Annotated in this window: 25 protein-coding genes; all 25 read right to left on the bottom strand. The window is 36.9% G+C overall.

Annotated features, from left to right (window positions below):
• Positions 1-23: 23 nt before the first annotated feature.
• Positions 24-1,976 carry a polysaccharide biosynthesis protein gene (locus tag OGH69_RS11465; RefSeq protein ID WP_372339338.1) on the bottom strand — a complete coding sequence of 651 codons (1,953 nt, stop codon included), beginning with the start codon at positions 1,974-1,976 and terminating at the stop codon, positions 24-26.
• A 113-nt stretch (positions 1,977-2,089) separates the two neighbouring features.
• Entirely contained in the window at positions 2,090-3,232 is a 1,143-nt protein-coding gene (locus tag OGH69_RS11460) for a DegT/DnrJ/EryC1/StrS family aminotransferase (protein ID WP_265174607.1), read from the bottom strand.
• Between the two features lie 68 nt (positions 3,233-3,300).
• The gene (locus OGH69_RS11455) at positions 3,301-3,930 is read right to left on the bottom strand and encodes a sugar transferase (protein WP_265174606.1); all 630 of its coding nucleotides are present in this window, start codon (positions 3,928-3,930) and stop codon (positions 3,301-3,303) included.
• Between the two features lie 48 nt (positions 3,931-3,978).
• Positions 3,979-6,003: a DUF4838 domain-containing protein gene (locus OGH69_RS11450; protein WP_265174605.1), complete on the bottom strand. Its 2,025-nt coding sequence runs from the start codon at positions 6,001-6,003 to the stop codon at positions 3,979-3,981.
• Position 6,004: 1 nt separating this feature from the next.
• Positions 6,005-6,655 (bottom strand): acetyltransferase, encoded by a 651-nt coding sequence (locus OGH69_RS11445; RefSeq protein WP_265174604.1) that lies wholly within the window; start codon positions 6,653-6,655, stop codon positions 6,005-6,007.
• A gap of 3 nt (positions 6,656-6,658) precedes the next feature.
• A complete protein-coding gene (locus tag OGH69_RS11440) occupies positions 6,659-7,417 on the bottom strand; it encodes an SDR family NAD(P)-dependent oxidoreductase (protein ID WP_265174603.1) in 759 nt (252 codons plus the stop codon).
• Positions 7,417-8,475 carry a 3-oxoacyl-ACP synthase III family protein gene (locus OGH69_RS11435; protein ID WP_265174602.1) on the bottom strand — a complete coding sequence of 353 codons (1,059 nt, stop codon included), beginning with the start codon at positions 8,473-8,475 and terminating at the stop codon, positions 7,417-7,419. The genes OGH69_RS11440 and OGH69_RS11435 overlap by 1 nt, the downstream gene beginning before the upstream one ends.
• A gap of 9 nt (positions 8,476-8,484) precedes the next feature.
• A complete protein-coding gene (locus OGH69_RS11430; protein WP_265174601.1) occupies positions 8,485-8,712 on the bottom strand; it encodes an acyl carrier protein in 228 nt (75 codons plus the stop codon).
• A gap of 18 nt (positions 8,713-8,730) precedes the next feature.
• Positions 8,731-9,333: a sugar transferase gene (locus OGH69_RS11425; RefSeq protein WP_265174600.1), complete on the bottom strand. Its 603-nt coding sequence runs from the start codon at positions 9,331-9,333 to the stop codon at positions 8,731-8,733.
• Complete coding sequence (locus tag OGH69_RS11420) at positions 9,320-10,471, bottom strand: glycosyltransferase family 4 protein (RefSeq protein ID WP_265174599.1); 1,152 nt, start codon at positions 10,469-10,471, stop codon at positions 9,320-9,322. The genes OGH69_RS11425 and OGH69_RS11420 overlap by 14 nt, the downstream gene beginning before the upstream one ends.
• 12 nt (positions 10,472-10,483) lie before the next feature.
• Positions 10,484-11,629: a GDP-mannose 4,6-dehydratase gene (gene gmd / locus OGH69_RS11415; RefSeq protein WP_265174622.1), complete on the bottom strand. Its 1,146-nt coding sequence runs from the start codon at positions 11,627-11,629 to the stop codon at positions 10,484-10,486.
• Between the two features lie 58 nt (positions 11,630-11,687).
• Positions 11,688-12,638, bottom strand: a complete 951-nt coding sequence (locus OGH69_RS11410; protein WP_306354383.1) for a GDP-L-fucose synthase family protein — start codon at positions 12,636-12,638, stop codon at positions 11,688-11,690.
• On the bottom strand, positions 12,638-13,846 hold the full coding sequence (locus OGH69_RS11405) for a glycosyltransferase (protein WP_265174598.1): 1,209 nt from the start codon (positions 13,844-13,846) through the stop codon (positions 12,638-12,640). The genes OGH69_RS11410 and OGH69_RS11405 overlap by 1 nt, the downstream gene beginning before the upstream one ends.
• A complete protein-coding gene (locus OGH69_RS11400) occupies positions 13,843-14,952 on the bottom strand; it encodes a glycosyltransferase family 4 protein (protein ID WP_265174597.1) in 1,110 nt (369 codons plus the stop codon). Before OGH69_RS11400 ends, OGH69_RS11405 begins: the two co-directional genes overlap by 4 nt.
• A gap of 159 nt (positions 14,953-15,111) precedes the next feature.
• On the bottom strand, positions 15,112-16,104 hold the full coding sequence (locus OGH69_RS11395) for a glycosyltransferase family 4 protein (protein ID WP_265174596.1): 993 nt from the start codon (positions 16,102-16,104) through the stop codon (positions 15,112-15,114).
• A 4-nt stretch (positions 16,105-16,108) separates the two neighbouring features.
• Positions 16,109-16,939 carry a sulfotransferase domain-containing protein gene (locus OGH69_RS11390; protein WP_265174595.1) on the bottom strand — a complete coding sequence of 277 codons (831 nt, stop codon included), beginning with the start codon at positions 16,937-16,939 and terminating at the stop codon, positions 16,109-16,111.
• Positions 16,940-16,950: 11 nt separating this feature from the next.
• Positions 16,951-17,958 carry a hypothetical protein gene (locus OGH69_RS11385; RefSeq protein ID WP_265174594.1) on the bottom strand — a complete coding sequence of 336 codons (1,008 nt, stop codon included), beginning with the start codon at positions 17,956-17,958 and terminating at the stop codon, positions 16,951-16,953.
• 110 nt (positions 17,959-18,068) lie between these two features.
• Complete coding sequence (locus tag OGH69_RS11380; protein WP_265174593.1) at positions 18,069-18,614, bottom strand: serine O-acetyltransferase; 546 nt, start codon at positions 18,612-18,614, stop codon at positions 18,069-18,071.
• A 19-nt stretch (positions 18,615-18,633) separates the two neighbouring features.
• Positions 18,634-19,746 carry a polysaccharide (de)acetylase gene (locus tag OGH69_RS11375; RefSeq protein ID WP_265174592.1) on the bottom strand — a complete coding sequence of 371 codons (1,113 nt, stop codon included), beginning with the start codon at positions 19,744-19,746 and terminating at the stop codon, positions 18,634-18,636.
• 4 nt (positions 19,747-19,750) lie between these two features.
• On the bottom strand, positions 19,751-21,037 hold the full coding sequence (locus OGH69_RS11370; RefSeq protein ID WP_265174591.1) for an EpsG family protein: 1,287 nt from the start codon (positions 21,035-21,037) through the stop codon (positions 19,751-19,753).
• Entirely contained in the window at positions 21,021-22,190 is a 1,170-nt protein-coding gene (locus tag OGH69_RS11365; protein WP_265174590.1) for a glycosyltransferase, read from the bottom strand. The genes OGH69_RS11370 and OGH69_RS11365 overlap by 17 nt, the downstream gene beginning before the upstream one ends.
• Positions 22,191-22,225: 35 nt before the next feature.
• The gene (locus OGH69_RS11360; RefSeq protein ID WP_265174589.1) at positions 22,226-22,912 is read right to left on the bottom strand and encodes a sulfotransferase family protein; all 687 of its coding nucleotides are present in this window, start codon (positions 22,910-22,912) and stop codon (positions 22,226-22,228) included.
• Between the two features lies 1 nt (position 22,913).
• Positions 22,914-23,990 carry a hypothetical protein gene (locus OGH69_RS11355; RefSeq protein WP_265174588.1) on the bottom strand — a complete coding sequence of 359 codons (1,077 nt, stop codon included), beginning with the start codon at positions 23,988-23,990 and terminating at the stop codon, positions 22,914-22,916.
• Positions 23,983-24,807 (bottom strand): capsular polysaccharide synthesis protein, encoded by an 825-nt coding sequence (locus tag OGH69_RS11350; RefSeq protein ID WP_265174587.1) that lies wholly within the window; start codon positions 24,805-24,807, stop codon positions 23,983-23,985. The genes OGH69_RS11355 and OGH69_RS11350 overlap by 8 nt, the downstream gene beginning before the upstream one ends.
• A complete protein-coding gene (locus OGH69_RS11345) occupies positions 24,808-25,281 on the bottom strand; it encodes an acyltransferase (RefSeq protein ID WP_265174586.1) in 474 nt (157 codons plus the stop codon).
• Positions 25,282-25,298 lie beyond the last annotated feature (17 nt).

The following is a 25,298-nucleotide window of genomic DNA, read 5'->3' as shown; positions in this document are numbered from 1 at the left end:
TTTATTACTGATCAGGAATGATATTAATCTGAAATAATTTTACTACTCGTCCGGTCCAGGGACTCAAAGCTTGAATTCATACTTATGTATTCGGGAATTATCTCTTTCATCCTCACAACTACATCTTCATCTGCATAGCTAGCTGCACAACTGATGAGTGCTGTAACCAAATTTTCCAACTCATCATAATTATCAAATTGCTCTTGGGCAATCATTATTTTCTCATGGTGAGTAGGTAATGTCTTCGATGTATTATTAAGCAACTCTTCATATAGCTTCTCGCCAGGACGTAATCCTACAATCTTTATTTCAATATCCTTTTCAGGAATAAAACCTGCAAGCTTAATCATCTTTTTAGCGAGGTCAATTATTTTTACCGGCTTGCCCATATCAAAAATATAAATTTCGCCACCTTTACCCATTGCACCTGCTTCCAACACAAGCTGACAAGCCTCCGGTATTGTCATAAAATACCTAATAATATCAGGATGGGTAAGCGTAATTGGGCCACCACTCTCAATTTGTTTTGTAAACAAAGGCACTACTGAACCATTAGAGCCCAAAACATTACCGAACCTGGTAGTTATAAATTTAGTACGGGAACTTTGATCTATAATAAGTTTATTATGCAAAGCCTGAACATATTTTTCAGCTATTCGCTTACTCGCCCCCATTACATTACTTGGGTTTACAGCCTTATCCGTAGAGACCATTACAAAGCTATCAACAGTATATTCACACGCAAGATCCGCTAAGTTCTTTGTTCCCATAACATTTACAAAAATTGCCTGAGATGGATTTTCTTCCATAAGTGGCACATGTTTGTATGCGGCTGCATGGTACACAACATCCGGCCTGTATTTTCTAAAAATTTGATTCATTTCGGCCCTATTTCTTACATCAGCAATTATTGCACAGACCATAGCGCTTGTAGAAACTTTTCCAATCTCGAGACTCAAATTATGCAAAGGCGTCTCTGCCTGGTCCAGCATAATGAGAGTCTTGGGGTTGAACTGGATAACCTGCCTTACAATTTCGCTACCAATCGAACCGGCAGCACCGGTTATTAACACCGTCTTACCTTTAAGCTGAGACAATATTGAATTATTATCCAGCACAATAGGTTTTCTCTCAAGAAGATCCTGAATTTGGAAGCTCTTTACTTTTTTGGAAATTTCTTTCTGATCTTCCCAATCCGCTACTAATGGTACTGTATAAACTTTAATATTGAATTCAATACATTCATCTACAATAGCCAGACTTTCATTTTTAGTAAGACTTTTATCAGCAATAATAAGTGCCTCTGCCTTAAAAATACGCATCAGCACAGATATCTTTTTCTTATGTTGCAAAATAGGCAAGCCCAAAATCATTTTAGAACGATTCTGACCATATTTATCAATAAAGCCAACAAGTTTAAAACGACTTGGAATTTCAGATTTCAAGGCATTGGCTACAGCGATTGCATTTGCATCTGTACCATAAATAATAGCATTAACTAACTTTTGGCTCCTTGATGTATTAAGATAGTTTTCAAAAAACTGTTTCACCAGTACCCTGTAAAGAAAAAGGCTGGTAAATGAAAAAACAGCATTGATAAAAATACCCATATTAAGATATACCAGATCCCCGGTAATTGACATATAGATACTATTAAAAGCAAGCAACAGAAAAGCGGCCGTAAATTGAGAAAAGAAAATCTTAACCGCATCAATATAAGATGAATGCCTAATAATTCCTGAATAAGTCCTAAAAACCCGGAATGTTAAAAGGCTTATGAATAAATACACAGGAATACTTATCACATACAAATTGGGTTTAATATACAGGATACCTGTTCTGAATATTACCGCATAGGTTAAAAGCCCTGTAATTGAGACAACAACAATATCAATCAAAAGGATAATCCATCGCGGAAGGTAACCAAGATTGTTAACCGTGTGCCACAATTTAGTATTATTCAATGCATGACTCATTGCGTTTGTTAAATTATTTTTATGTTTTTTACCCATTGAATTAATTTGCATCAATAATTATACATCCCGAAAAAACTAAAGTAACAGTTTTTCTCTTCAATTCGATCAACAGATTAATTATCTATAAAATAATTTATAATTACCTTACTAATTCTTTCTTTGCTTTCTGCATCAAGATTTGACCCTGAAGGAAGGCAAAGGCCATTTTCAAATAATTTTTGCGAAATGTTGCTTCCGTAAAATGGATATTTTTCAAAAACTGGCTGTAAATGCATTGGTTTCCACAACGGACGTGACTCTATATTATGCTTATCAAGCTCATTCCTTAGGCCTTCACGGTCTAATCCTTCTATATTTTCGTTAATTACAATCGCTGTAAGCCAATGGTTAGAAAAATAATCACTATCCGGTTCACTTAATACGGTAACAAAAGGTGTGTTTTTAAAAAGTTCTTTATAAAATGCATTCATGTCACGGCGAAGCCCAATATGCTTATCAAGTATCTCCATCTGCCCCCGGCCAATACCAGCACATATATTACTCATACGGTAATTATAGCCCACTTCACTATGCTGGTAGTGCGGCGCATTATCTCTTGCCTGAGTCGATAAAAAAACTGCCTTATCCTTTATTTCTTTACTTTTCGACACGATTGCCCCACCACCGGAGGTAGTTATAATCTTATTCCCGTTAAATGATAAGATACCGATGTCTCCAAAAGTTCCGCATTTTTGGCCTTTGTAAGTGCTTCCTAATGCTTCAGCACTATCTTCGAGAACCGGTATACTGTATTTATCAGCAACATTTTTGATAACATCGGCCTTATAAGGCATCCCATACAAATGTACCGCAATAATAGCTTTAGGAGTTTTCCCTTTACTTATCCTATCCTTAATTGCTTCTTCAAGCGCAATTGGATCCATATTCCAAGTATCAGACTCGCTGTCAACAAAAACCGGCAACGCGCCAAGATATAAAATCGGATTTGCCGATGCGGAAAAAGTCATACTTTGGCAAATGACCTCATCACCCGGCTTTATCCCTAAAAGAATCAATCCCAAATGAATCGCTGCTGTTCCCGAACTTAATGCCCCTACAGAGACATCTTCTCCTAAATAGTTTTCAAGATCGCTTTCAAACCCAGTAACATTTGGCCCTAAGGGCGCTACCCAATTGGTATCAAATGCTTCTTTTATATATTCCTGTTCATTACCTCCCATATGTGGAGAGGAAAGCCATATTTTACTTAAACTCATAGTATTGTTATTGGGCTAATTAAGATACAAATGTAAATTAAATTCAGTCGTAATTGTCAGTATTTTTGCTAGTCCTTAAAAAAATTATCTATATTACACTTTCCTCCGGAAAGTGTAATATAGATAATTTTAATATCAAGCCAAAAGTTCTGTTTTTTATAGTATTGCAAATTAATTTTCACCTTATCAGGAAATATAACTGTATCATTATATTCCATGGGATTTTCCTGAAGTAACAGGATTTGGTCTTCATTAGAATATTTTAAGCTGGCAGGACCGGTAATACCGGGTCTTAATTCCAAAATTTTCCGATTTTCACCTATAAGCATATCATAGTAACCCGGGATATCCGGTCGGGGTCCAACAATGCTCATATCCCCTTTCAGTACATTCCAAAGCTGCGGAAGTTCATCAAGTTTGTTGCGCCGCAGAAATGCAGAGAAAGTGTTTATAATGTAAGAATCCTTACCCATGGTACGAAATTTATATATAGTAAACGGGATACCCCACCTGCCAATTCTCTTTTGCATAAACATACCGCCGGAATGTGTGGAAACAGCTGCTCCTAACCATAAAGCCATTGCAGGCAATGCCATTATGATCAACCCGAGTAAAGCTCCCAGAACATCCATAATGCGTTTTATAAACATCTTCCTACCACAATATTTTCCCTCTAAAAACATCCTGTTCGTTAACATAAAGGCAAAATTGATATTTAACACCAAACAAAGACATCTGCATTACTGCTATTCTATAACAATCTTTTCCTTTAAAATTTTTCTCAAAATCACCCCTTCAACAGGCTGCAAAGGTTCAAGCCCCACCATCTTTGCATGGCCTTTCTTTTTTTCCCCTTTCCCAGTGTGCTTTATATATATAAAATTAATCGAAAGCGGATCCGTACTTTCCTTTAATTTAAGCACCTGACTCCAAAGCTCTTCAACCTTTAGTCCAGCTTTCTTATCACCTTTCTCAAATGCAATCATTTCCCTTCGTATCGCTACAATCAACTGACTATACTTAAGCCCTTCTTTTACAAATTCAATTCTTCTCCTGAATTTTTTCTCTTTTTCGCCATGCTTGATCTTACCTATCGCATCATCTAAAAGTTTATTAGAAGTTTTAAACCATTCTTCGCTATAGGTCTCGCCTATGGAAAATCTTGCATAATTTGACATCTTCTTTCCTGTCAAATGCTTTTGTCTGGATTTCTCTATCGACTCCCAATAAATCCTCATTGCAACAGCGGCTGGCCCATAAAACCTTTGATAATAATCATTAAGAAGTATTTCCCGATTGGCAAATGGATTCCATGCCAACTGTGCAGTAACATAATATTGCGGACCCTGTGTGGCCCAATGCTCATGAAATGAATCAAAGTAAAGCCCAATCGTACCGTGCTTGGCAACGAAATCAAAATCATCAAACGCCTGATTCGGAGCTATATCCGGCATTCCCCATTGTAAACCAACAGGACTTCCCAAATTTGGTCTCCAAATCATTTCATCAACAAGACCTGACCAATTTAAATATTCATTTATCTTTTCCTCCCCTTGGTTAAATGGGGTCTTCCTCCTAAGGTGAAAATTTGATACCGCAGTGACAACAACAGATTCTAAAGGCTTTTCCCTCAATGGTAATGGCTGGTCAGGACCATAAGCAAAATAATTTACTTTATAACTCTTATTGGGATACTTTTTCTTCAACGCCAAGGCAAGCCGGTTGGCGAAATGGATATGCCTGTCCGAAAGATTCGGTTCTTTATCGAACATATCCTTAACATCCAATTTACGGCAATTGGCACATGTACAGTAGCCAGAGGTGTAGCCATCGTTCTCATTTACATTGAATATTTTTTCAAATGGATTTCCTTTTAGTTCTTCAGCTACTTCCATGAGCCACAACTCATCAATTAAAGTGTTTGAAATACAAAGTTTTACATCCTTAACATTATATAAAGGCTTTCTCAAACTCTTAGTAGTCAAAGCAAATATATCGGGATACTTTTTACTATACTTTTCCCACCAAGTGCTAAATTTATGTCCGCCATTTATATACATCGAAGAGTAAAATATACGATTTCTTTGGCTCCATATTTCCGACACGCTTTCCTTTGCATCACGTCCCGGTGTCATAGTAACAAAAAGTCCGGAGCGAGCTTTAAACGGAGGAGCATACCGATAACCAAACGGTTTAAATGCGATTTTTGAAGATTTCATATAGTCCTCTCCAAGTTCTCCGGGCATAAACCACCTAACACCTAAATAATCCTGCAAAAAGGTATATATTGCATTCACTGTACCATATTCATCCTGAAAATTCTGCAACTTATTTTTACGTATCGTTACATTGGCACAGGCAGCATTCCATTTATCCCTGCCAAGTATCACTAAATGATTTCTAGTCGCTGCTATTAAAACTTCCTCTTGCTTAAGGTTAAAATCTAAATCATTAAATAAAGATTTTAAAATGGGCTGAAACCCCACCCAAACAGCCTTACTGGGGATACGTTTAGGTTCACCAACAATTAGTTCCGGCCTGGCGCCCGATATTTTATGAATATAATTTATAAGTTCCTTTGCAGCCTCAACTGTCCTTGGCGGAGCATCTTTATAAAGTATTACAGGGATGCTTGTTTGCCCCTTGTCAACTAAGACAAATTCGTCCAGAGGATTATCAGATACAATACGATGCTCCCCTGTAATAAGCAGTGTAAAAACAAGACTTACTGCAAGTCTGGTAAAAAGAAAAATACTTTTCTGAAAAACCATGCTAAGTTTTACTAATAATTACCTTTTCTTTAAACCTGTGGAAAATCGTTGAATCATCTTCAACATTCTTATCAAGTATCATACCCGCCGCTACAATATTCCTGTTGCCAATACTGATACCCGGAATGGTTGCGGCATTCACACCAAACATATTGTCGTTGCCAATTTTTGAAAACCCGCTGAAAATTACCTGTGGCCCAATAAAATTGTATTCACCTATGGTAGTATCATGCCCAATAGTACATCTTGAATTCAAAATATTAAAATCACCCAACACCGCTTTTGGTCCTATTGAGACATTATGTGAAATAACACATCCTGTTCCTATTATCGCAGACGGCGAAATAGTTGCCAAAGGATGTATGAATGAAATAAACTTAGCCCCTTTTCCCATAAGCTTTTCAGCAATAACCCTCCTGAACTTGATATTTGCAATACCCATTACATAGGATGCATCAGGGTTTATTTCATGATTTTGTATATCTCCGAGATAGGCTTCAGAATACTTATAATGTTCGTGGTTCTCAGGATTATCATCAATAAATCCGATTACATCAAAAGCAGTGGTTCCTGCATCATTATTATAATAATAAAAATAATCCCGTATTTCGGCAGCATGCCCACCAGCGCCCACAATTATAACTTTTTCCATATTTTAACGTGCAGTATATCCTCCGTCAACAATCAAAGTTGTCCCTGTTACCCAACGGGATGCATCAGAAAGCAAATAAACACATGCATTCGCTATATCTTCAGGCTTTCCTAATCCCAGCGGATGGTAGCTTTTTATTTTATCAAATGCCTCTTTATCCTGTGCATAAACAGCATTTGAACTCATCGGACTTTCCACTACCCCAGGAGCAATACAATTCACCCTTATATTCTTTGATGCAAGCTCTAATGATAAAGATCTTGTACCTGCTACCAATGCCCCTTTAGTAAGGCTGTATATAGTTTTTCCAAGCTCACCAACTATCCCCATAACAGATGCGATGAATACAACACTCAAACCTTCTTTATTATAGTTACCCATTTTTGTAACTAACTTGGTAATATTGATTCCTGCATAAACGTTAGTCTGAAAAAAAGGTTCAAGCTTTTCAGGGGTGATATTTTTTAGTGGCAAAGTGGTAGATATTCCTGCGGCATGTATAATACCGTCAATTTTACCAACCCTATCAATCGCACTTTTTAACTCATGTTCTGTTTTTGCATAATCTGTTACATCAGACGAAATGAGTAATGGGGTTTGTGAGCACAAAGCTCCTGTTTTTTGCAAACCTTCAAGCGAACGGGCTATGAGTATCAATTTCGCTCCCATTGCGTCCGCTGTAACAGCACATTGCCTTCCAATACCAGAAGAAGCGCCTGTAATGACTATTGTTTTATTTATTAAACTAAATGGATTTTGCATTATATCTCTACTAAATCACTAACCCGACAATCTTCAACATCTATTTGAGCTGTAGCCCATGACATACCTACTCCAAACCCGCACAACATTAGCTTCTTATGCCCATTCAGTTTGTTTTGGAGCTGGGTAACTAAAGTAAGAGGTATGGAAACCGATGAAGTATTGCCAAATTTTTCAATGCCGCTCGGTACTTTTTCAGTATCAAGCTTTAATTTTTTGGCAAGGTAACTGTTCATATAATCATTAGCCTGATGAAACAATACATAATCTATGGACTCTTTTGTAACACCTGAAATTTCCATTACAGACTTAAAGTTGCCGGGGATTTCCTTCAGGACAAAATTAAATACATCGGCACCATTCATATAGCCGTGTTCATCAGATCGGATATTTCCATATTCATCTACAACCTTTTCAGCAAGTGTCTCCGGAGAGCTTGGATTCCTGTAACCACCGGCATCCATTTTGATTAGGTCTGAAAGTGAGCCATCTGAATTCAGGGAAAAATAGCTTTTTCCAAACTTCCCGTTTCTTTCTATAACTGCAGCAACACCTCCATCGCCAAACAGGAAAGCCGTTTTTCTGTCCTTCGGAGAATATACCCTGGAACGGGTCTCACCATCAAGCAACAAAACTTTTCTGAAAGTTCCTGCATTAAGATAAGCATAAGCAATTGATAAGCCGTATACGAAGGCAGAACAGCCAAGATTTACATCAAAAGCTGCAACATGCTTACCAAGGCCAAGCCTGTCCTGTAGAATTACAGAAGTTGCAGGCATTTTAAAATCTGCTGTTTGAGATATGAAAATAAGCATGTCGATTTCCGACTTGTCAATTTTCATATCAGCAATAAGCTTCTCAGCAGCTGCAAAACAAAGGTCGGATGCCGTCATGCCTTCTGGCGCAAAACGCCTTTCTTTTATACCAACCTTATCTACAATATCTTTCACATCCTCCTTATCAAAATAAGAGGTATATTCATAATTATTTATAATGTTCGCTGGAACAGCTGCAGCAATGCCCGTTATCCCTATATTTTCAAACGTCAAGTTTGCCATAATAATCGTTTAGGCTTCTACCCTGCTTTGTATTTCTGTGTAAAGATCAGACAATGTATTTAGTGTCCTGAATTTTTCTTCTTCAATCTGCACATTATATTCATCATCTATCGAAGCAATCAGTGAAAGGCGGGCAAGAGAATCCCATTCATCGTAATCTTTGAAATTATCTTCCATATTCAGCTCCCTGTCTTCTATTTCCAACACTTCTTTGATCAATTCTAAAAATTTTTCCATAATCTCAAAATTTATTTATTATTCGAAAGGACTCATCGTTGCGCTTTCAGCACTGTTTATATCTTTTCGTAAAATTACTTTTTTTATCGTTAGCAGTATGATTTTAAAATCAAGATAAAATGAAATATTATCAACATACCATACGTCATAATCAAATTTCTGCTCCCATGAAATTGCATTCCGGCCATTAACCTGTGCCCATCCCGTTATTCCAGGCTTAACTTCATGCCTTCGCGCCTGATGTTCAGAATACAGAGGCAGATATCGTACTAATAGCGGACGTGGCCCTATAAGACTCATGTCGCCCTTCAAAACATTTATTAACTGAGGCAGTTCATCCATTGAGGTTGAGCGCACAAATCCACCCACCTTAGTAATCCTTTGAGCATCTGGCAATAGTTTTCCGTCCGCATCCTTTTTATCATTCATGCTCTTAAACTTAATCACCTTAAAAACTTTACCGTCCTTACCGGGACGAGGTTGTGTAAAAAACACATTGTTATTTTGTGCTAATGCTAAAAAAAGCATAAGTAGCAGCAATAAGGGTGATAATATAACCAGTGCAGTAAAAGAGATGATGATGTCAAAAAACCTTTTAAAGAAATACCTATACGGTTTCATTCCGGAATGTATTAAATTTTTTTGCGTTTAGGGGTGTATAATTTTGCGATGCCAGCAGTACCTTTTGTACCATCTCTTCATACATTGCGGGGTTGCTTTGAGCTTCCAGTATAAATTCCACAATAGCATCATGGTCGCTGAGACCGAAAGCTTTCCCTATAGATTCTTTAGCTACAAGCGCAGAAAGAGCTGAATCATGCTGTGCTACACATATGACAGGAACCCCAACAGACATGAGGTTAAATGTCTTGCTGGGAATACTTATATCCGAAGCTTCATTGCCAAGCGTTACAAGCGAAAGGCTTGCGGCCGGCAACGTGTTAGGAAGCTGCTCTGTAGGCTGCCATGGCAAGATGCTTATATTTGACAGATTTGAAGATATTATTTTAGCTTCAAGGTCTTTATATTGATCGCCACCGCCAATTAGCATAAAGTACACACTTTCATTATCCTTCATTCTTTCAGCCAGGTCGACCATAATTCCTACCGGATGGGTTTTACCCATATTGCCAGAATACATAACTACAAACTTACCTGTAAGCTTATGTTTCTTTAGGAATACATTCTCATTTTTATTTACCGGCTTAAGAAAATCATTGTCCGTCCATACCGGTATAACCGATATTTGTTCACCACTGACATACTTCATCAGCCTCTCCTTCATCCCGTCAGTAAGTGTAAAGACATTTTTGGCACGGGCAAATACTTTCCTGTTCCATTTCTCCCACTTCTTTGTTATAAGGGAGTCTTTTTTGAAATAATTAAATTCTACAAGGGCATCAGGATAGATGTCAAATATGAGTATATCAAAAGTGTTTCTGCAAAACAGAGGAATCAGGGTTGCGAATGGCGGGTTTGACACTAGGAATAAATGAGCTTTTCTATACTTGATGAGTATCAGGAATAGCGCCTTTAAAAAGGCCCATCCCCAAGTAAAAATCCTTTTTATTGATGATGAGCGATTATATTCACACAGCTTCACGACTTTTATACTCTCATCAAGGCTTTTATTACGCGGATTTATATAGCCTGCCATCAAAATACGCTCATCGAAGGTACCTTCAAATGATTCGATGATATCAATCATAAGGTATCCCGAGCTCTGGTTTACAAAAACAATCTGTTTTCCGGAATTCATTTATATAAATCGCTATTCAACCTGTTTTAAAATCCTGTGGCCACCTTTTGTAAGATGTATATCGCGCTGAAACAATGCAACATCAGACTCCATCATTTCTTTAACCAATGCCGCAAGATCGTATTTAGGCTTCCAGCCAAGCTTGGTTTGAGATTTGGTAGGATCACCTATAAGCAGTTCAACTTCTGTAGGGCGGAAGTACATAGGGTCTACTTTTACGATTACGGCACCAAGTTCAATTGGAAAATCTTCTGCTTTCATACCTGTAGTACTTTCATAAATATCCTTATCAATACCTGCAAGTTTTCCTACTTCATCTATTCCCTCGCCTTCAAAACCAAGTTTCAAACCAACTTCAGCGAAAGCCATTTCTATAAAGGATCTTACTCGAGTAGTTACACCGGTCGCAATTACAAAGTCTTCAGGTGTTTCCTGCTGCAATATACGCCACATTGCCTCAACATAATCCTTGGCATGCCCCCAGTCCCTTTGCGCATCAAGATTACCCATATAAAGGTCTTTCTGCAATCCTAAAGCTATCTTGGCAGCAGCCCTTGTTATTTTACGTGTTACAAAAGTTTCTCCCCTTAATGGTGATTCGTGATTAAATAATATACCGTTGCAGGCAAACATACCATAAGCCTCCCTGTAGTTTACAGTAATCCAGTAGGCATACATTTTGGCAACCGCATATGGCGATCTTGGATAAAAAGGTGTTGTTTCGCTTTGTGGAACAGCTTGTACCAATCCATATAATTCTGAAGTAGAAGCCTGGTATATCTTCGTCTTTTTTTCCATTCCGAGAAGTCTTACTGCCTCAAGGATCCTCAAAGTACCTATACCATCAGCATTAGCAGTATATTCAGGAGTATCGAAACTTACTTTAACATGGGACATGGCTGCAAGATTATATATTTCATCAGGCTGGGTTTCCTGAATGATCCTTGTAAGGTTCATCGAGTCAGTCATGTCTCCATAATGGAGTTTTAACCTTAGGTCTGTAGCATGCGGATCTTCATATAAATGATCTATCCTGTTTGTGTTAAAAAGAGAAGCTCTCCTCTTCACGCCATGAACCATATACCCTTTTTCAAGTAGCAGTTCTGCCAGATAAGCGCCATCCTGACCGGTAATTCCTGTTATTAATGCTGTCTTCATTTCAATATTTTTATTTGTTTTTGTAACTTTAATTTTAAAAGAATCTGACTTTATTGCCTTATAATTTAACCTGTTTATATTTGTCCTGGTTCTCAAGAAACCAATGATAGGTTTTCATAATACCGTCTTTTAGATCAATCGAAGGTTGCCATCCTAAAGATTTTAACTTATCAACGTCCATAAGTTTTCGCGGGGTGCCGTCGGGTTTTTCGCTATCCCAAACAATGTCACCTTTATGCCCGACAATTTCCTGTATGAGTAATGCAAGGTTTTTTATGGTAAGATCTTCTCCCGTCCCTACATTATAGAGGTTGTCAGGCAGTTCATTATCCATGGCAAAACAAACAGCTTTAGCCATATCGTCAACATGCAAGAACTCCCTCATAGGCGTACCGCTGCCCCAAAGTGTTACAGGTGTATCGCCTGCTAATTTTGCATCATGGAACTTCCTTATCATAGCTGGCATAACGTGTGATGTCTGCAGGTCAAAGTTGTCATGGCTGCCGTACAAATTGGTAGGCATAAGACTTACAAAATCTTTTTTAAACTGCTTTCGGATAGCTTCACATGCCTTTACACCAGAAATTTTCGCTATGGCATACCACTCATTAGTAGGTTCCAATGATGATGTCAACAGGTAGTCTTCCTTTAAAGGCTGTGGCGCCTGTTTAGGATATATGCAGGATGAGCCCAAAAATATGAATTTTTTTGCGTCGTGCTTTAATGACAGGTCTATGAGATTATTTTGTATCTGCATGTTCTCCATCAGGAATTGGTACGGATAATTGTTATTTGCCAATATCCCCCCAACCCTGGCTGCCGCATCAATCACAACATCCGGTTTTTCGATCTCAAAAAAATCAGTTACAGCTTTTTGGTCACGCAAATCCAGTTCAGCACTGGTCCTCCCGATCAGGTTAGTATAACCTTCGGCTTCTAGTGCCCTCCACACAGCCGCTCCCACCATTCCGCGGTGTCCGGCAATGTATATTTTATTATTCTTCATCATTATTCTTTTACAAGTTCTTCGTATATAGAAAGATAATCACTATATCTTTTTTCCTTATCAAAATGCTCTTCAGCCCTTGCCCTGCAATAGATTCTAAAAGCCTCTCTATCTTCAAGAACAATCGCTTCTATGGCTTGCTGCAACATGGCCAGGTTACCTTTTTCCACTGTTCTTCCAGTATTTTCATCCACAGCCTCAGGGCTTCCTCCTGTCCTATACGTTATCACCGGCGTACCGCAGGCAAGCGCTTCAATATTTGTAGTAGGAAAATTATCCTGATAGGTAGGATTGACAAATACATCTGCCCCGCCATACCAAGCTGCGAGTTCCTCTACATTTTCAGTGCGTGCAATACCCAGTATACTATCCGGAATCTCTTTTATTTGTTTTTCACTGAGCCCTATCAGTACAATCCTGAAATTTTCGGGCAACATAGATGAAAGCTTTACAAAATCATCCATTCCTTTACGGGCATCCCAAGTACTCGCTACCCCAAGTACAATCTTCTTTCCCAAAACAACTTCAGCATATTTTACGGGTATGCTTCCATTTGGTGTAAATACCTCAAGATCTACTCCGTTATAAATGCATTCCACCGGATGTTTAAGGTATGACTGCCTCACTTCTCCGGCTAGCCATTCTGATGGTGTAACCAACCGGACATTTTCAGGCAGGTTAAACAAATATTTTTTACTCGTATAGTTTGCCCTCGAATTATCGACCCATAAAGACTTAGGATATTGTTGCGTTTTAGGACAGTTGTGGCAATGTGTTTGCCATTTTTCACAATCTACCGACTCATAAAAAGTACAATGACCTGTATATGCCCATGAGTCATGCAAAGTCCAGATAACGGGAATTTCTTTTTTTGCTAAATAGTTAAAAAGCAACTCGATATTAAGGTAGTACCCATGTATGTTATGCAGTCCAATAACATCAGGCTTTATTGCCTCAATTTCTTTAATGAACTTCCTTGTGGCTTTTTTAGATCCAAATCCGTGCTTGTCTAAAAGCAGGGTAAGAGCAACATGGCCATAAACATCGAGATCAGTGCCTATCTTGATAAGTTCAGAAGCACTTGGCCTGTCACCCCGGCCATATGCAATATAACTTTCGTGACCTTCTGCCATCGCTACCTTTCCTATATCTTCGGCAATACGACCAGTACTTCCAGAATTGACTATTGTATTTATCTGAAGAATCCTCATTTAAGTGCTGCCTTAAAAATTTTCAACTGATAATCAGGATTATATTTTGCATCAATAACATGATAACAATCCTTTCTCGTTTCCTCGCGATTTTTCCCTAATGAAAACCAATCTTGAATCCTGTCGGCCAAATTGTTTTTTTCCTTAGAAAAATATAATCCAGTCTTTCCTTCTTCTATAACTTCATGTTCAGGCATCTGCTCAAAGAAATTATCGTGAGTACATACAGGAGTACCGTACATTAACGAATGTATTGCTGTAAGCCCTACATTCCCTGGAGAAACACAAAGATCTGAATTGGCAATCATTTTGGCATTAACTTGCTCATCATAACTTGATCCAAAAAAAAAGGTATTATCTGGATAACGCACCTGACCTTCGAGCACATCCCGCTCTTCACCATCACCAATTATTAAGAGGTTACAGAAAAACCCTTTATCCAGTAAAAGGTTGTGCGCATCGATAAGCAAATCAAGTCTTTTAATTTTTGCGAGCCTGCCGATAAAAAGCAATGTTGGTAAACTCTGATCTTTAAAAAAAATGAATCTTTCAGAAGAATTGCCATTAATTGCTAAACCTTGACGAAAGACCAGTTGTTTTGAATAATCAAGTGAATTGTATATTACATTAATTTTCTTAACTGGGACTTTGTATTCACGCATTAGTATGTTAGCCGCCCCATCAGAATATAGAAAACAACCGTCGTATAATGAAAAAATCAACCTGTTAAAAAATTTTCTTCCGACGCTTTCATTTCCATACGCCCCATGGTTCCAAAAATATACCTCTTTTGACGTAAATTTACAACATAAAATGAATGCTAAATCTGACAAGCAAGTTGGTTGTCCTGTTAGGATATATTTCTTATATCTTTTTTTAAACAGAAGTTTTACTTCACCATTAATCCAATAAAACGGGCCAAACCATGAAGAGTACAATTCGCTATGCAAAGCACCTAATTTATCCGGATTTATTTTTTTTATGTTTCCCTTTACGTAGCTTCCTGTAAATATATCCGACGGAAGTTCCTGTATAAGTTTTTGGAAAATTTCTTCCCGATAATGAGGGGCGTAATTTAGTATAAAACAAACACGTGCATCATTCATTAATTAATTCTTTAGTTTGATTTCCGATTTAATAGAGGTCCTGCTTTACCAGTTTCTGGTTTTGTCTTATCTGGTTTTGTCTTAAAGACAGCTCACAGGCGAGTTAAACTATTGTAAGATTTCATCATCAAATCGATATTTTTAATCCAAAAACGACCTTTATAAAAATTTATCTAATATAGACTGGTATTTTTCCGTCATATCCTTTATGTCAAAGTGTTTCTCCGCTCTTTGGCGTGCGCCTTGTGAATATAGATGCCAGTCCTCATATATATGCAATATAGCATTTACCATATGGTCCGGATTGGGATAACCTAATTTCCATGGATTACTTCCGTAAGGAATTACCATTCCTGAAGTTGTATCTACAAGTTCGATCAATGCTCCTGTATCATAAGCCGCAACAGGTGTGCCACTCGCCAATGCCTCGGAAACAGTATTTGGACATGCCGGATTAATATCCAACGATAAGTAAACACAATTGCTTAACACCTTAGAAACATCCTGCCTAGGTATAGGACCGTGATAATTTATCCTGGAATCAATTTTAGATCTATTTGACTTGTCTTCAAAACTTCCATACAGATCTATAACAACTTCATCAGGAAGCTTTTCGGCCAACTCATTCAATAATCTCACAGCATATGGCGTATAGTCTATAGTTCCTTCCAATATAACCAATCTCCTATTAGCATAATCAGGTATTTCCTGTTTAAATTCCTCAAGATCTACTCCATTATGAATTATTGTATAATTTTTATGTCGCCTGTATCCAGATTTGTCCCACCAATTGCGTACAAATTCACTTTGATAAATAATATAATCAGCTAAAAAAGCATGAATAAACTTACTAAGAAAATTCCTAAATTCATTTACTAAAAAGCTCCGCAGATTGAACTTCTTTTTCCTGTGTAGCCAATTGATTCCGTCAAGTCTGTAAATTATAGGAACACCCTTAAGTTTTTTGCGTAGCAACCAAAACAGTTTTTTTGTACCACCAACGATAAAAATCACATCGGGCTTGCTTTTATCTTTTGCATAGGAAACACTATAACCTTTTTCTTTTATAGCTTTTTCAAATCGTATTTGAAAACTACCCGGCCCGCCTAATCCAGGAGGGTGAGGAAAAGTAACACTCTTTTTCTTATCCATTTTTTTATAGCCATGAGTCCAGGCTCCTGTTTAAATATTGCTCAAGTTTTTTATTCCACGGAGAATAAAAATCAGTTAGTTTTTTTATCACACTCTCTTTAGGCAACTGGTATTTATAGTTTATTGCCTTGCCAAAAAAGAAAAACCGCCTCAGCCTCTTAGGCAAATATTTAGTATAATGTGGGTTTTTGAACATCAGGCTATATAATGGGTTTGTCCATATCATAGAACTGTTTGAAGCCTTCGGAAGTAACCGCAACCCAAGTGTCTCATTAATGCTCAAAAATCTATATAGATTTCTTAGCTCTTCCTCTTGATTTGCAATGAGGTCTTCCAGTATCATTATATGCAAATTTTCCCTACCGAAAAGAGCTTCGTATTGCATAATATATTTTACATATACACCCCGACTAATATAACCAAGCCTTTCGGGCAGATAGGTGTCGTCCATATACTTATCAACCACTTCTTCAAATTCCAAGGCTTCGCTCAAGTGCCTTCTATTATCCCAATATTGGGAAAGCGCTCTCTTGATGGGGTCTCTTAATATAATCACAATTTTGATAGGCCCCAAGTCTTGTCTAATTTTTTGCGCCACACCCGGATGGCATATATATCCTGGGCTAGATTCTCCAGTAACCTTCTGATCCTCCGATTGAGGCTTAAAATAGTGACGATAATATTCCAGCCCTTTCGAATATTTTTGCTCCAAAGTAAAAAAATTTATTTCTTTAACTTCAGACATATTCGCTTCAGGGTGCATACGTAGTATATCATGCAAAGATGTTGTACCGGCTTTTTGAGATACTACTATTAAAAAATTTGGAGTGTTCATCCTATTGTAATTTAAAATTGAATCTTATATTTTATAAGTCTGGTGAGTTCGTCGGAACTAACAAATTCAACAGATGGCCACCTTGTAACTATTTCTTTTAATAATTGACGAAGCAAAGTTAAGGTATGTTCCCTGTTTTTTTCAGAGAGGCTCCCAATATAGTTTAGCCGGTGGCTCCCAATTATGGCTGGCTTTTTCATTGTAAACGCTATTGATATCCTTCTGAGGCATTCCGCGACGGTATCTTTTCCCGTATCATCAAGAGACGGCTCAAAGAATGCATTTCGTACCAATGCCACGGGATTATCTTTTTCACGTTTCGTGTAGCGAAATTTCTTCTTGTACCAGGTGCCACCCGGATTAGGGATATATTGATATGGCAGGCCTTGTATCCCTAATATTCCCATGTCCTGCAAAAATTGCTCATGGGTCGGATGCCAAATGTAGCTTGGCGCAATGAATGTAATAGACCGGAAACCAAATAATTCCTCAAAATGATTTTGAGCTGCAAAAAGTATATCCCTGTGTAAATTTATTTCATGATTATCATTAAAGTCAAGCGCAGCCATGACATTTCTTCGCATATTTATCCGCTGATTTAACGGAACGCCAAACATGTGATGCTCAAATGCCGCCAAAAGTTCGGTGTGGCCTTCATTTAGTCCTTTTAACCACTGATTAACGTTTAAATGCTCCCGTCCATGTAGCTGCGGCCGATAAACTTTTGCTGCCATCCCTTCTTTTATTGTGTCAAATACGTGCAGGTTACCATCCCGTTTTTTCAATGTGTCGGTAAATAACTCGTAACTGTAGTCTGAATAAGCACTTTTTTGTATTGCTTCAAAATTCGGATTGGCAACAATTGTATTTGCAGTTAAAATCGCTGGACGGCCATTGCTGTCTTTTACAGATGCGAGTACCTCGTAAAGTGATTCAAGATCAGAAACATTCTCGAGCCTGTCATAATAAAAATAGGGATCTTTACAGAAATGGGTAAACCTGCTTCCTAGTTTGTCCATATTATCTTTTGATGAAGTACGGATACTTCCCCAGTCATCTGACTCAATCACAATCAATTTACGGTTTGTATGGTATCCGGGTATTTGTGATATATAGTTTGATAATAACATTAGTCCTCTAAAATATTGTTGATATATCCTTCCGTTGCAATATCTTTAGGTATAATTTTACCAGGGTTTCCAATTACCAGAGAATGGTCAGGCACATCGAAATTTACAAATGCCCCTGGTGCTATCATCACATCGTCTCCTATAGTAATGTTACCTACCATAACAGAATTCGCACCCATCCATACGTTGCTACCTATTTTCGGGGCACCCATTTTACTCCTCCGGGCCGCACCTATTGTAACTCCATGAGCAATGTTACAATTGGAACCAATAACTGCCAGGTTACTTATCACTATAGTACCAAAGTGGCCTATGTAAAAACCTGCTCCTATCTTGCCTCCTATTTGAAAACCATACTTGTAGGTATAGTGCCGAAGAAAAAAAAAAGAGATAATTCCCATAAAAGACTTTTTCCCATAATGGTCTCTCAACCTACGAAAAAACATATAGCGGAATCCTTGTGACCTCATGCCTTTCAGCAATATTCTGAAAGAATATTTTTGCGGAAAATACCTATACAGGTCTTTTTTTACAATCGGAATCATGTTTTATAATAAAATTACATCATGTTAATTTGCCAGACATCAAATTCCCTAATTCCGTTGACGTCATAAATTCGACATCCGGCCAACGGTTCAGGATTTCTTTAAAGAGACTTCCCAGCTCTCTCAAGCCCTTATCCCGGTTATTAACATCCAATGACCCAATATAATTAACCCGGTGCGTACTTATTACCACAGGCTTGTTAAACCTGAATGCGATTTGAATATCATTGAGGCAATCTGCATTCCAATTCCTGGAAGGATTAGACGGTTCGAAAAATGCATTCCTTGTTATGTATATTTGGTCATGCTTATTTTTTTGTCCCAGCCAATGATATTTATTCTTCATCTTTCCATTTCCTAAAGGCTGTTTATGAATTTTAGCAGCAGACATATATTTAATGCCTCCCTTAGCCGCCACCTCTTCTAGGCTTTCGTTAAAAGGTCCATTTGGCGGCACAAAAAGACTGGCTTCTCTTCCGTGTATTTCTTTAAAAAGCTTTAACCCATCAGCAATGATTTCTTTCTGAAAGGCCAAATCAGTACTGAATTCCAGGTCAAATGCAGCTTGGTAATTGATGCCTTTCCTTTTAAAGCCCCATATTCCAGAGTCAAAAGCTCTCAATGTATTTTCATCATTCATTTGTAGGCTTCTTAGCCATACAGGAACATTCAAGTGTTCCCTTCCATGAAATTCAGGCCAAAAAATTCCATTTTTTTCTCCTTCCTTCCAAAGTTTGAATGAGTTTTTACCTTCCCTCTTTAATGTTTCCGTAAAAGACTCATAATGATATTCTTGAAACCCAGATTGTCTTATCTTTTCAAAATCAGGGTTTGCAACTAAACTCATTCCTGTAAATACAGGGTGCCTTCCATTCTTATCCCTAAAACTCGAAAGTACTTCAAACAAATGGCTCAAATCATCTTCAGAAGCTAATGTATCGTATAAATTGTAACTGTATCCTGGAGTACCCTCGCCTAGTGGAATACCTTTTTGCTGTAATTCTTGCCTGATTTCGTTAGAAGGCATACGGATGCTTCCCCAATCGTCAGATTCAATAACCACAATTTTTCTCTTGGTTGAAAAACCAACCAGATTGCTAAGGGATTTTATAAATTGATTTTTTATACTCATAAATTTAAAAAAATTGTTTTAGTAATTGGCCGATTGAAATATTATCGCCAAAAAAACCTCCTATTGGAAACACTATCATATATGCGCTGGTAAATTGGAACATGTTAGCGACTACGTATATAATATAAGGAATAAAGGTTAATAAAGCAATCCATAAAGCAGTTTTCTGAAATAAATTTAAATGTCCTGTGCTTTTTATATCAAAAGCCCCTCTCATGGCCAATAAAGCAGTTGCAGCCGTCACATATATCCCTGCATTTGTCATTGTCCGGACATAAAAAGCACCAATAAAAGACACTAAATTAGCAGTTATTGATAATAGTAAGGCACTACAAAAAAGACCATATTCTATGGCAGTTAAGCGTTTTCTAGTTATAAAGCCTGATAATATTAAAGCAAAGATGAGGATGTGGGGTGATTGTATTTGGGACCAACTCCTGCCATAAACAGCATAAAAGGTACCTGATACCCTCCTTTGAGAAATATCTGTACCGCCATCTTCGTCATAATAAGCATCAATCTTATTAGCTCCAATGTCGGTACTACCAAGCTGTTTAACAATCGCTTCGTGATTTATTGTAATAAAAAAAGACATGATATAGAAGATAACTAATATTCGGAAATCCACTTTCTTTAAAATAATACTCAAATAAACAGGCAGCGCCATAATAAAGTAAGCAATATGAAATAGTGGGGCCATCAACATTATTAAAAGATATTTTTTCTTCCCCGTTGTGTAGAAACAATATGTTCCGTAAAAAAGGACCCACAAACCAGTCCATGTCCTTACGGATTGGAGATTATCCACAAAACGATAAGTAACAAAAATTATAATTATAAGCCAAAATAAAATTCCTTTATGTCCTATTGTAGGTCTATTCAATATTTTTTCCAAACTATTCACAAAGAAATATGCATAGACAAAAGAAACTAAATAAAAGTAAGTTTCTGGTAGCATTAGAAGAGTCCCGGAAATGTAAGAAACCAAGTGGTTGAAAACATCTCCTTTTGTTCCATATGGTTGCTTGAATTGGAGAATCTGAATTAGTTCATCCAGCCATTGGTTAAACGGCAAATTAATATAATGTATATATACAAGTTCTTTCAACACAGCCCCATCGGAACTTGAAAGCAAAATTGTAGCTCCAAAAAGAACTGTTAGGAATATAAAAAAAGGCTTTTTGACCTTCCAATCAAAATTAGATATAAGATAAAACAAACTTATGGCAGGCGATATGGCTACCATTGTTAAAAGGTAAGGTACATTATGTCTATTATTTTCTTGTCTCATCAAATAGGCTAATCCAGCTGTTAATTACTGTGTCAATCGCAAACCTGTTTACGTTATTGAGAGCATTTTTTTGCATTTTTAATAATTTGTCAGGTTTATTTGCTAAATCAATTATAGATTCTGCCATTGCTTTGACATCAAAGGGTTGTAATAATAGTGCATCTTGTTTGTCGTTAACAATCCAGCCAATCGCAGCATAGGAGTCGAATGCAAAAGAAACGCACCCATAGCTTTGCGCTTCAAGTATAGTATTTGGCAACCCTTCGTATGCTGAGGGCATCATAAATAGTTTCGCTTTTCGATAATACTCTTCAGGATTTTGAAATCCTGTCACTATAACCCTTGGTATTTTTTTTTCTTCAATCTTTCTTTGCAAAACAGTTAGATATGGGCCGTCACCAACAATTATAAAAGTCCATCCAGGCAATTGATCATAGCACAACTCCCAGGTCTTTAGCAATAAGTCTGATCGCTTTTGAGGTATATTGATTCTGCCAACATGAAGTAAAACATTTTCCTTTTCATCTAATTGGTTCTCGAAAATAGCGATTGGGTTGGGAATTGATATAATTTTTTCTTTAGGATAGTTCTTGCCTAAAAAATATTCCAGTTCTTCAATATTTTTAGGGGTCAACAATATAAGTTTGTCATGCTTGCTTATTATATCTGTTAATTCCTTTCGATGCTTAATTAAATGATTTCTTTGGGCAATTAGTTTTACTATCCTGGAAGTAATTATTAGTTTTAAATATGTCGGGAATCGTGACATGAGAATATCCTCTACATTGCTCTTAAAACTAAATAATGAATTATGTATACACGCTAAATTAATATACTTTAAAAAAAAACTGTGGTATGACAATAAATCACGGATATTCTTGTCATAAGGAGCTTGATTAATAACATAATCAGGTTTAAAATTTTCTAAATTCTCTATAAACAAGGCTTTATTAGCCTTTATAGCGCTCCCCCCTGCAGCTATAACAAAAAACAAACGACCATACTGCGGTTTAGCTTGATGTTTATTAGAAAAAGAAAAATAGGCTACGTCAAATCCTTTTTCACTAAAATGTTTTCCCAATGTAAAAGTAGTACGCTGCACACCTCCTGCGTTTGGATCGAAAGCCTGCGCTAGAACAAATAATATTTTCATATCATTTTAGTTAATTAAATCCGTAATTTAATTGTTTACTTAACTTTATTTTCATAATAGTTATTAAACCTGTTTCTTTTATTTTTCTTTGCAAAAAACATTAAAATTCTAACTCTTAAAGACACAGGTATAATATCTCTGAAATATGCGTAAAATTTCTCTCTAAAGGTGTAGTTATGTCTGGCTTTATTTGCGTAAGGAAATTTCACAGACGGCAAAGGTACGCCTAAAAATGGGCATAATTTATTCCACCCATCACCATTTTCTAGAGATAACAGCAAGAAATCATCAGGCCTGTTTTTAAAATATTGCAGTATTTCAGCATTATGCCTTCTGTAACGCTCAAGATATAATTCTTCATTTCCCGCTGCCATTCCATTTCCGTACAACCATCGGTGCAGTAATATATCCCTGCTTCCAAAATGTTTTACTGCGCTCTTAATCCATTTCGATTCGTCCCTAATAGTTAAAATAAATTTGCTCCCGGGGAAAGCGGCATCAAGCTCTTTATATAAAGCTGCCCATGGAACATCCTGAAACGCTTCAAATTTTTCAGCTTCCTTCAGAACCTTAGTATAATCACTTTCTAATAGTGATTCGGCAAAATCCAATCTCGCACCAACCACTTTATAACCTAAAAGGAGAAGCGCCTCTCCCATAGTTGTAGTGCCTGTTTTATGCCATCCGATACAAATTACTTTGCTTTTTTTATTATCGCCCATTTTATTTTCCCTTTTTAATATAATCTATAACAGCCCATTTAATTTTAGCAAGCTTTGGCCTTATTCTCTGGTTAAAAGCAACATCAATTTTGTAGGGTAAGGTATTGCTTTCCTTCATCAACAAAACAAATGCTTCAGTTTGTATTTCCGAAAAACATAATATCGATCCGCTATCTTGAATAATATCTTCTCCTACTGGAAGTTGTAGCTTATCACTATTAAAAATCATATCATTGCAATGATTCCACAAAGAATTATATTTTACCAAATATGAAGATATTACCGATAAGTATTTCTTTTTAAGAAACTTATCTTCGGCCTTTTGTTTCACAGGTATTGTAAGCATGCGCTTATAATAAAACGGCACCAAATTTGGACTGATTGTCTTTACTTGCTTAATTACCTGTAATTCCGACAAGGTAAGTGACGGATTGACAGAAGTATCATCTGAATGTGGAGGTACCTCTATTCCTAACCAGTCCTTAAAAAAATATTCTGAAAGAATAGCACTGTTTTTATGATACTTCTGAACAAGAAGGTGAGTTTTAGATTCTTCTACATTTTGGAAAAAACCAAATAAAAAACGGGGCAAAAAATATCCTTCTTCAAGCCACTTATCAATACTTGCAATATTTCCACTTTTAGCTCTGTGCTTATAAAGGGATAATGCCTGATCTACAGGGTCACGCAAAACCAATAGCATGCCGGAAATATCGATGCTTAAATTTTTACAACATTCTGTGAATTCATAAAGCGTTGCTTCCTGTGAAAATGCTTCTACAATATTTTCGTTTGAAATGAGTATTTTGCTGCTATTCCTTTTTTCTGCCTCTGCTTTATATCCCTGCAACAAATGTTTAAGTCTATTCCAGTCCTTCTTCATAAGTATTTCCCAAAGGTACTTACCGTTACCAGGAGATATTCTACCGGCCTTCATTCCTCGTTCATACTTACCCCCTGAAGGATAATGTATTCCTTTCGCCCAAAGTTTATCCCTATTTTGTGATAGCAATGCCTGAAGAAAGGAACTGCCTGTCTTTTCAGTTCCAACGTGGAGATATAGTTTAATATTACTCATTTTCAAATATATATTTCAGTAATGATCCCTTTGGAAACTCTTGAACGCCTAATTTCCATGTTAGTTTAAAGATGGGAGACTTTTTTTGATCTATCCAATCCTTACCTTCTGAAGTTAATGGTTTTAAAAGGCCTAAATGAAGAAGTTTATGAGGTATATGTGCTGAAAACTTAGGGACTGAATTCCAAATCGATTCATATTTTTTTGTTGAACTAATAATTTGGTAAAATTTATAGTGGTATACCATATAAGGGTAAATCCTTAAGACTTTTTTAAATAAGAACGTGAACCATAATTTTGTAAGCGGCAGGGAACGATTTAGCAAGCGATTACAAAAAGCTTCATACCAAACTTTGGAACCATGATTCTTAAATTTGTTATTCTGCCAATATTCACATAATTCCTTAAACATTTTTTTCAAAATCATATTGTCTTTTTCTGCAGCTATAAACCAATTGGAAATAATCCTGTCTCTCCCTGGTTTATAAAACATAAAAAGACCGCCTGACAAATATTCCGGAATCCATGAATTCAGGCTTGTGGTACAAAAAGTAGTAGGATCGGCCCAAACTCCACCATATTTTATTAATAATTGCGTCCTTATAAGGTCAGACCTGTGGGCTAGGTTAAGTTTATTAAGAACATTTTCCGCTATGGGCAAAGGCCCGGCATATTGATTAACAGAGTTTTGATCAAGCAATTTTATTTCCCAGTCAGGATGCATCACAATCCATTGTTCCACACAGCGTGAAACAATTTCAGGTGCTTGTTCAAAACCCTGATGCCAGTACATCCATATAATTTTGGTATATTCCATTTACAGCGTCCTAATTAATTTTGCAGGAATTCCCCCAATAATTGAATTGTCCGGAAAACTTTTAGTTACTACGCTGTTTGCGCCTATTACACAATTATTCCCAATAATAATACCTTCTTTTATAAACACGTTAGTGCCTATCCATACGTTATTACCAATGATCGTATCACTCTCGATATGTTTAATATTAGGACCTGTAGGCTGTGCTAAATCATGCGTGATACTTGATATTGTAACATTATGGCCAATTGCACAGCTTTCACCAATCACTATTTTGGATTCTTTTCCCGTTAAGAATCTTCCCGAATTAATATATGTGTGTGGACCAATGCTAATATTACCTTTCAAAGTTGTTATTAACGGATTGTGTAGTCGCACGCTGGAACTTAAGTTATACAATTTCTTATAATGCTGTTCCTGTATTTTTCCAATCCTTCTCTTAAGAAATAAATATATTTTTAATTGTAAATCCATAAAAAATTAAGCCTTAA

It is taken from the genome of Flavobacterium sp. MFBS3-15, from assembly GCF_026107645.2.
GTDB lineage: Bacteria > Bacteroidota > Bacteroidia > Flavobacteriales > Flavobacteriaceae > Flavobacterium.
This window is presented reverse-complemented; position numbering and strand designations above follow the sequence as displayed.

Bases quoted from the DNA above. Each gene is read 5' to 3' on its own strand.
- OGH69_RS11465 (WP_372339338.1), bottom strand. From the start codon at position 1,976: ATGAGTCATGCATTGAATAATACTAAATTGTGGCACACGGTTAACAAT.
- OGH69_RS11460 (WP_265174607.1), bottom strand. From the start codon at position 3,232: ATGAGTTTAAGTAAAATATGGCTTTCCTCTCCACATATGGGAGGTAAT.
- OGH69_RS11455 (WP_265174606.1), bottom strand. From the start codon at position 3,930: ATGTTAACGAACAGGATGTTTTTAGAGGGAAAATATTGTGGTAGGAAG.
- OGH69_RS11450 (WP_265174605.1), bottom strand. From the start codon at position 6,003: ATGGTTTTTCAGAAAAGTATTTTTCTTTTTACCAGACTTGCAGTAAGT.
- OGH69_RS11445 (WP_265174604.1), bottom strand. From the start codon at position 6,655: ATGGAAAAAGTTATAATTGTGGGCGCTGGTGGGCATGCTGCCGAAATA.
- OGH69_RS11440 (WP_265174603.1), bottom strand. From the start codon at position 7,417: ATGCAAAATCCATTTAGTTTAATAAATAAAACAATAGTCATTACAGGC.
- OGH69_RS11435 (WP_265174602.1), bottom strand. From the start codon at position 8,475: ATGGCAAACTTGACGTTTGAAAATATAGGGATAACGGGCATTGCTGCA.
- OGH69_RS11430 (WP_265174601.1), bottom strand. From the start codon at position 8,712: ATGGAAAAATTTTTAGAATTGATCAAAGAAGTGTTGGAAATAGAAGAC.
- OGH69_RS11425 (WP_265174600.1), bottom strand. From the start codon at position 9,333: ATGAAACCGTATAGGTATTTCTTTAAAAGGTTTTTTGACATCATCATC.
- OGH69_RS11420 (WP_265174599.1), bottom strand. From the start codon at position 10,471: ATGAATTCCGGAAAACAGATTGTTTTTGTAAACCAGAGCTCGGGATAC.
- gmd (WP_265174622.1), bottom strand. From the start codon at position 11,629: ATGAAGACAGCATTAATAACAGGAATTACCGGTCAGGATGGCGCTTAT.
- OGH69_RS11410 (WP_306354383.1), bottom strand. From the start codon at position 12,638: ATGATGAAGAATAATAAAATATACATTGCCGGACACCGCGGAATGGTG.
- OGH69_RS11405 (WP_265174598.1), bottom strand. From the start codon at position 13,846: ATGAGGATTCTTCAGATAAATACAATAGTCAATTCTGGAAGTACTGGT.
- OGH69_RS11400 (WP_265174597.1), bottom strand. From the start codon at position 14,952: ATGAATGATGCACGTGTTTGTTTTATACTAAATTACGCCCCTCATTAT.
- OGH69_RS11395 (WP_265174596.1), bottom strand. From the start codon at position 16,104: ATGGATAAGAAAAAGAGTGTTACTTTTCCTCACCCTCCTGGATTAGGC.
- OGH69_RS11390 (WP_265174595.1), bottom strand. From the start codon at position 16,939: ATGAACACTCCAAATTTTTTAATAGTAGTATCTCAAAAAGCCGGTACA.
- OGH69_RS11385 (WP_265174594.1), bottom strand. From the start codon at position 17,958: ATGGACAAACTAGGAAGCAGGTTTACCCATTTCTGTAAAGATCCCTAT.
- OGH69_RS11380 (WP_265174593.1), bottom strand. From the start codon at position 18,614: ATGATTCCGATTGTAAAAAAAGACCTGTATAGGTATTTTCCGCAAAAA.
- OGH69_RS11375 (WP_265174592.1), bottom strand. From the start codon at position 19,746: ATGAGTATAAAAAATCAATTTATAAAATCCCTTAGCAATCTGGTTGGT.
- OGH69_RS11370 (WP_265174591.1), bottom strand. From the start codon at position 21,037: ATGAGACAAGAAAATAATAGACATAATGTACCTTACCTTTTAACAATG.
- OGH69_RS11365 (WP_265174590.1), bottom strand. From the start codon at position 22,190: ATGAAAATATTATTTGTTCTAGCGCAGGCTTTCGATCCAAACGCAGGA.
- OGH69_RS11360 (WP_265174589.1), bottom strand. From the start codon at position 22,912: ATGGGCGATAATAAAAAAAGCAAAGTAATTTGTATCGGATGGCATAAA.
- OGH69_RS11355 (WP_265174588.1), bottom strand. From the start codon at position 23,990: ATGAGTAATATTAAACTATATCTCCACGTTGGAACTGAAAAGACAGGC.
- OGH69_RS11350 (WP_265174587.1), bottom strand. From the start codon at position 24,807: ATGGAATATACCAAAATTATATGGATGTACTGGCATCAGGGTTTTGAA.
- OGH69_RS11345 (WP_265174586.1), bottom strand. From the start codon at position 25,281: ATGGATTTACAATTAAAAATATATTTATTTCTTAAGAGAAGGATTGGA.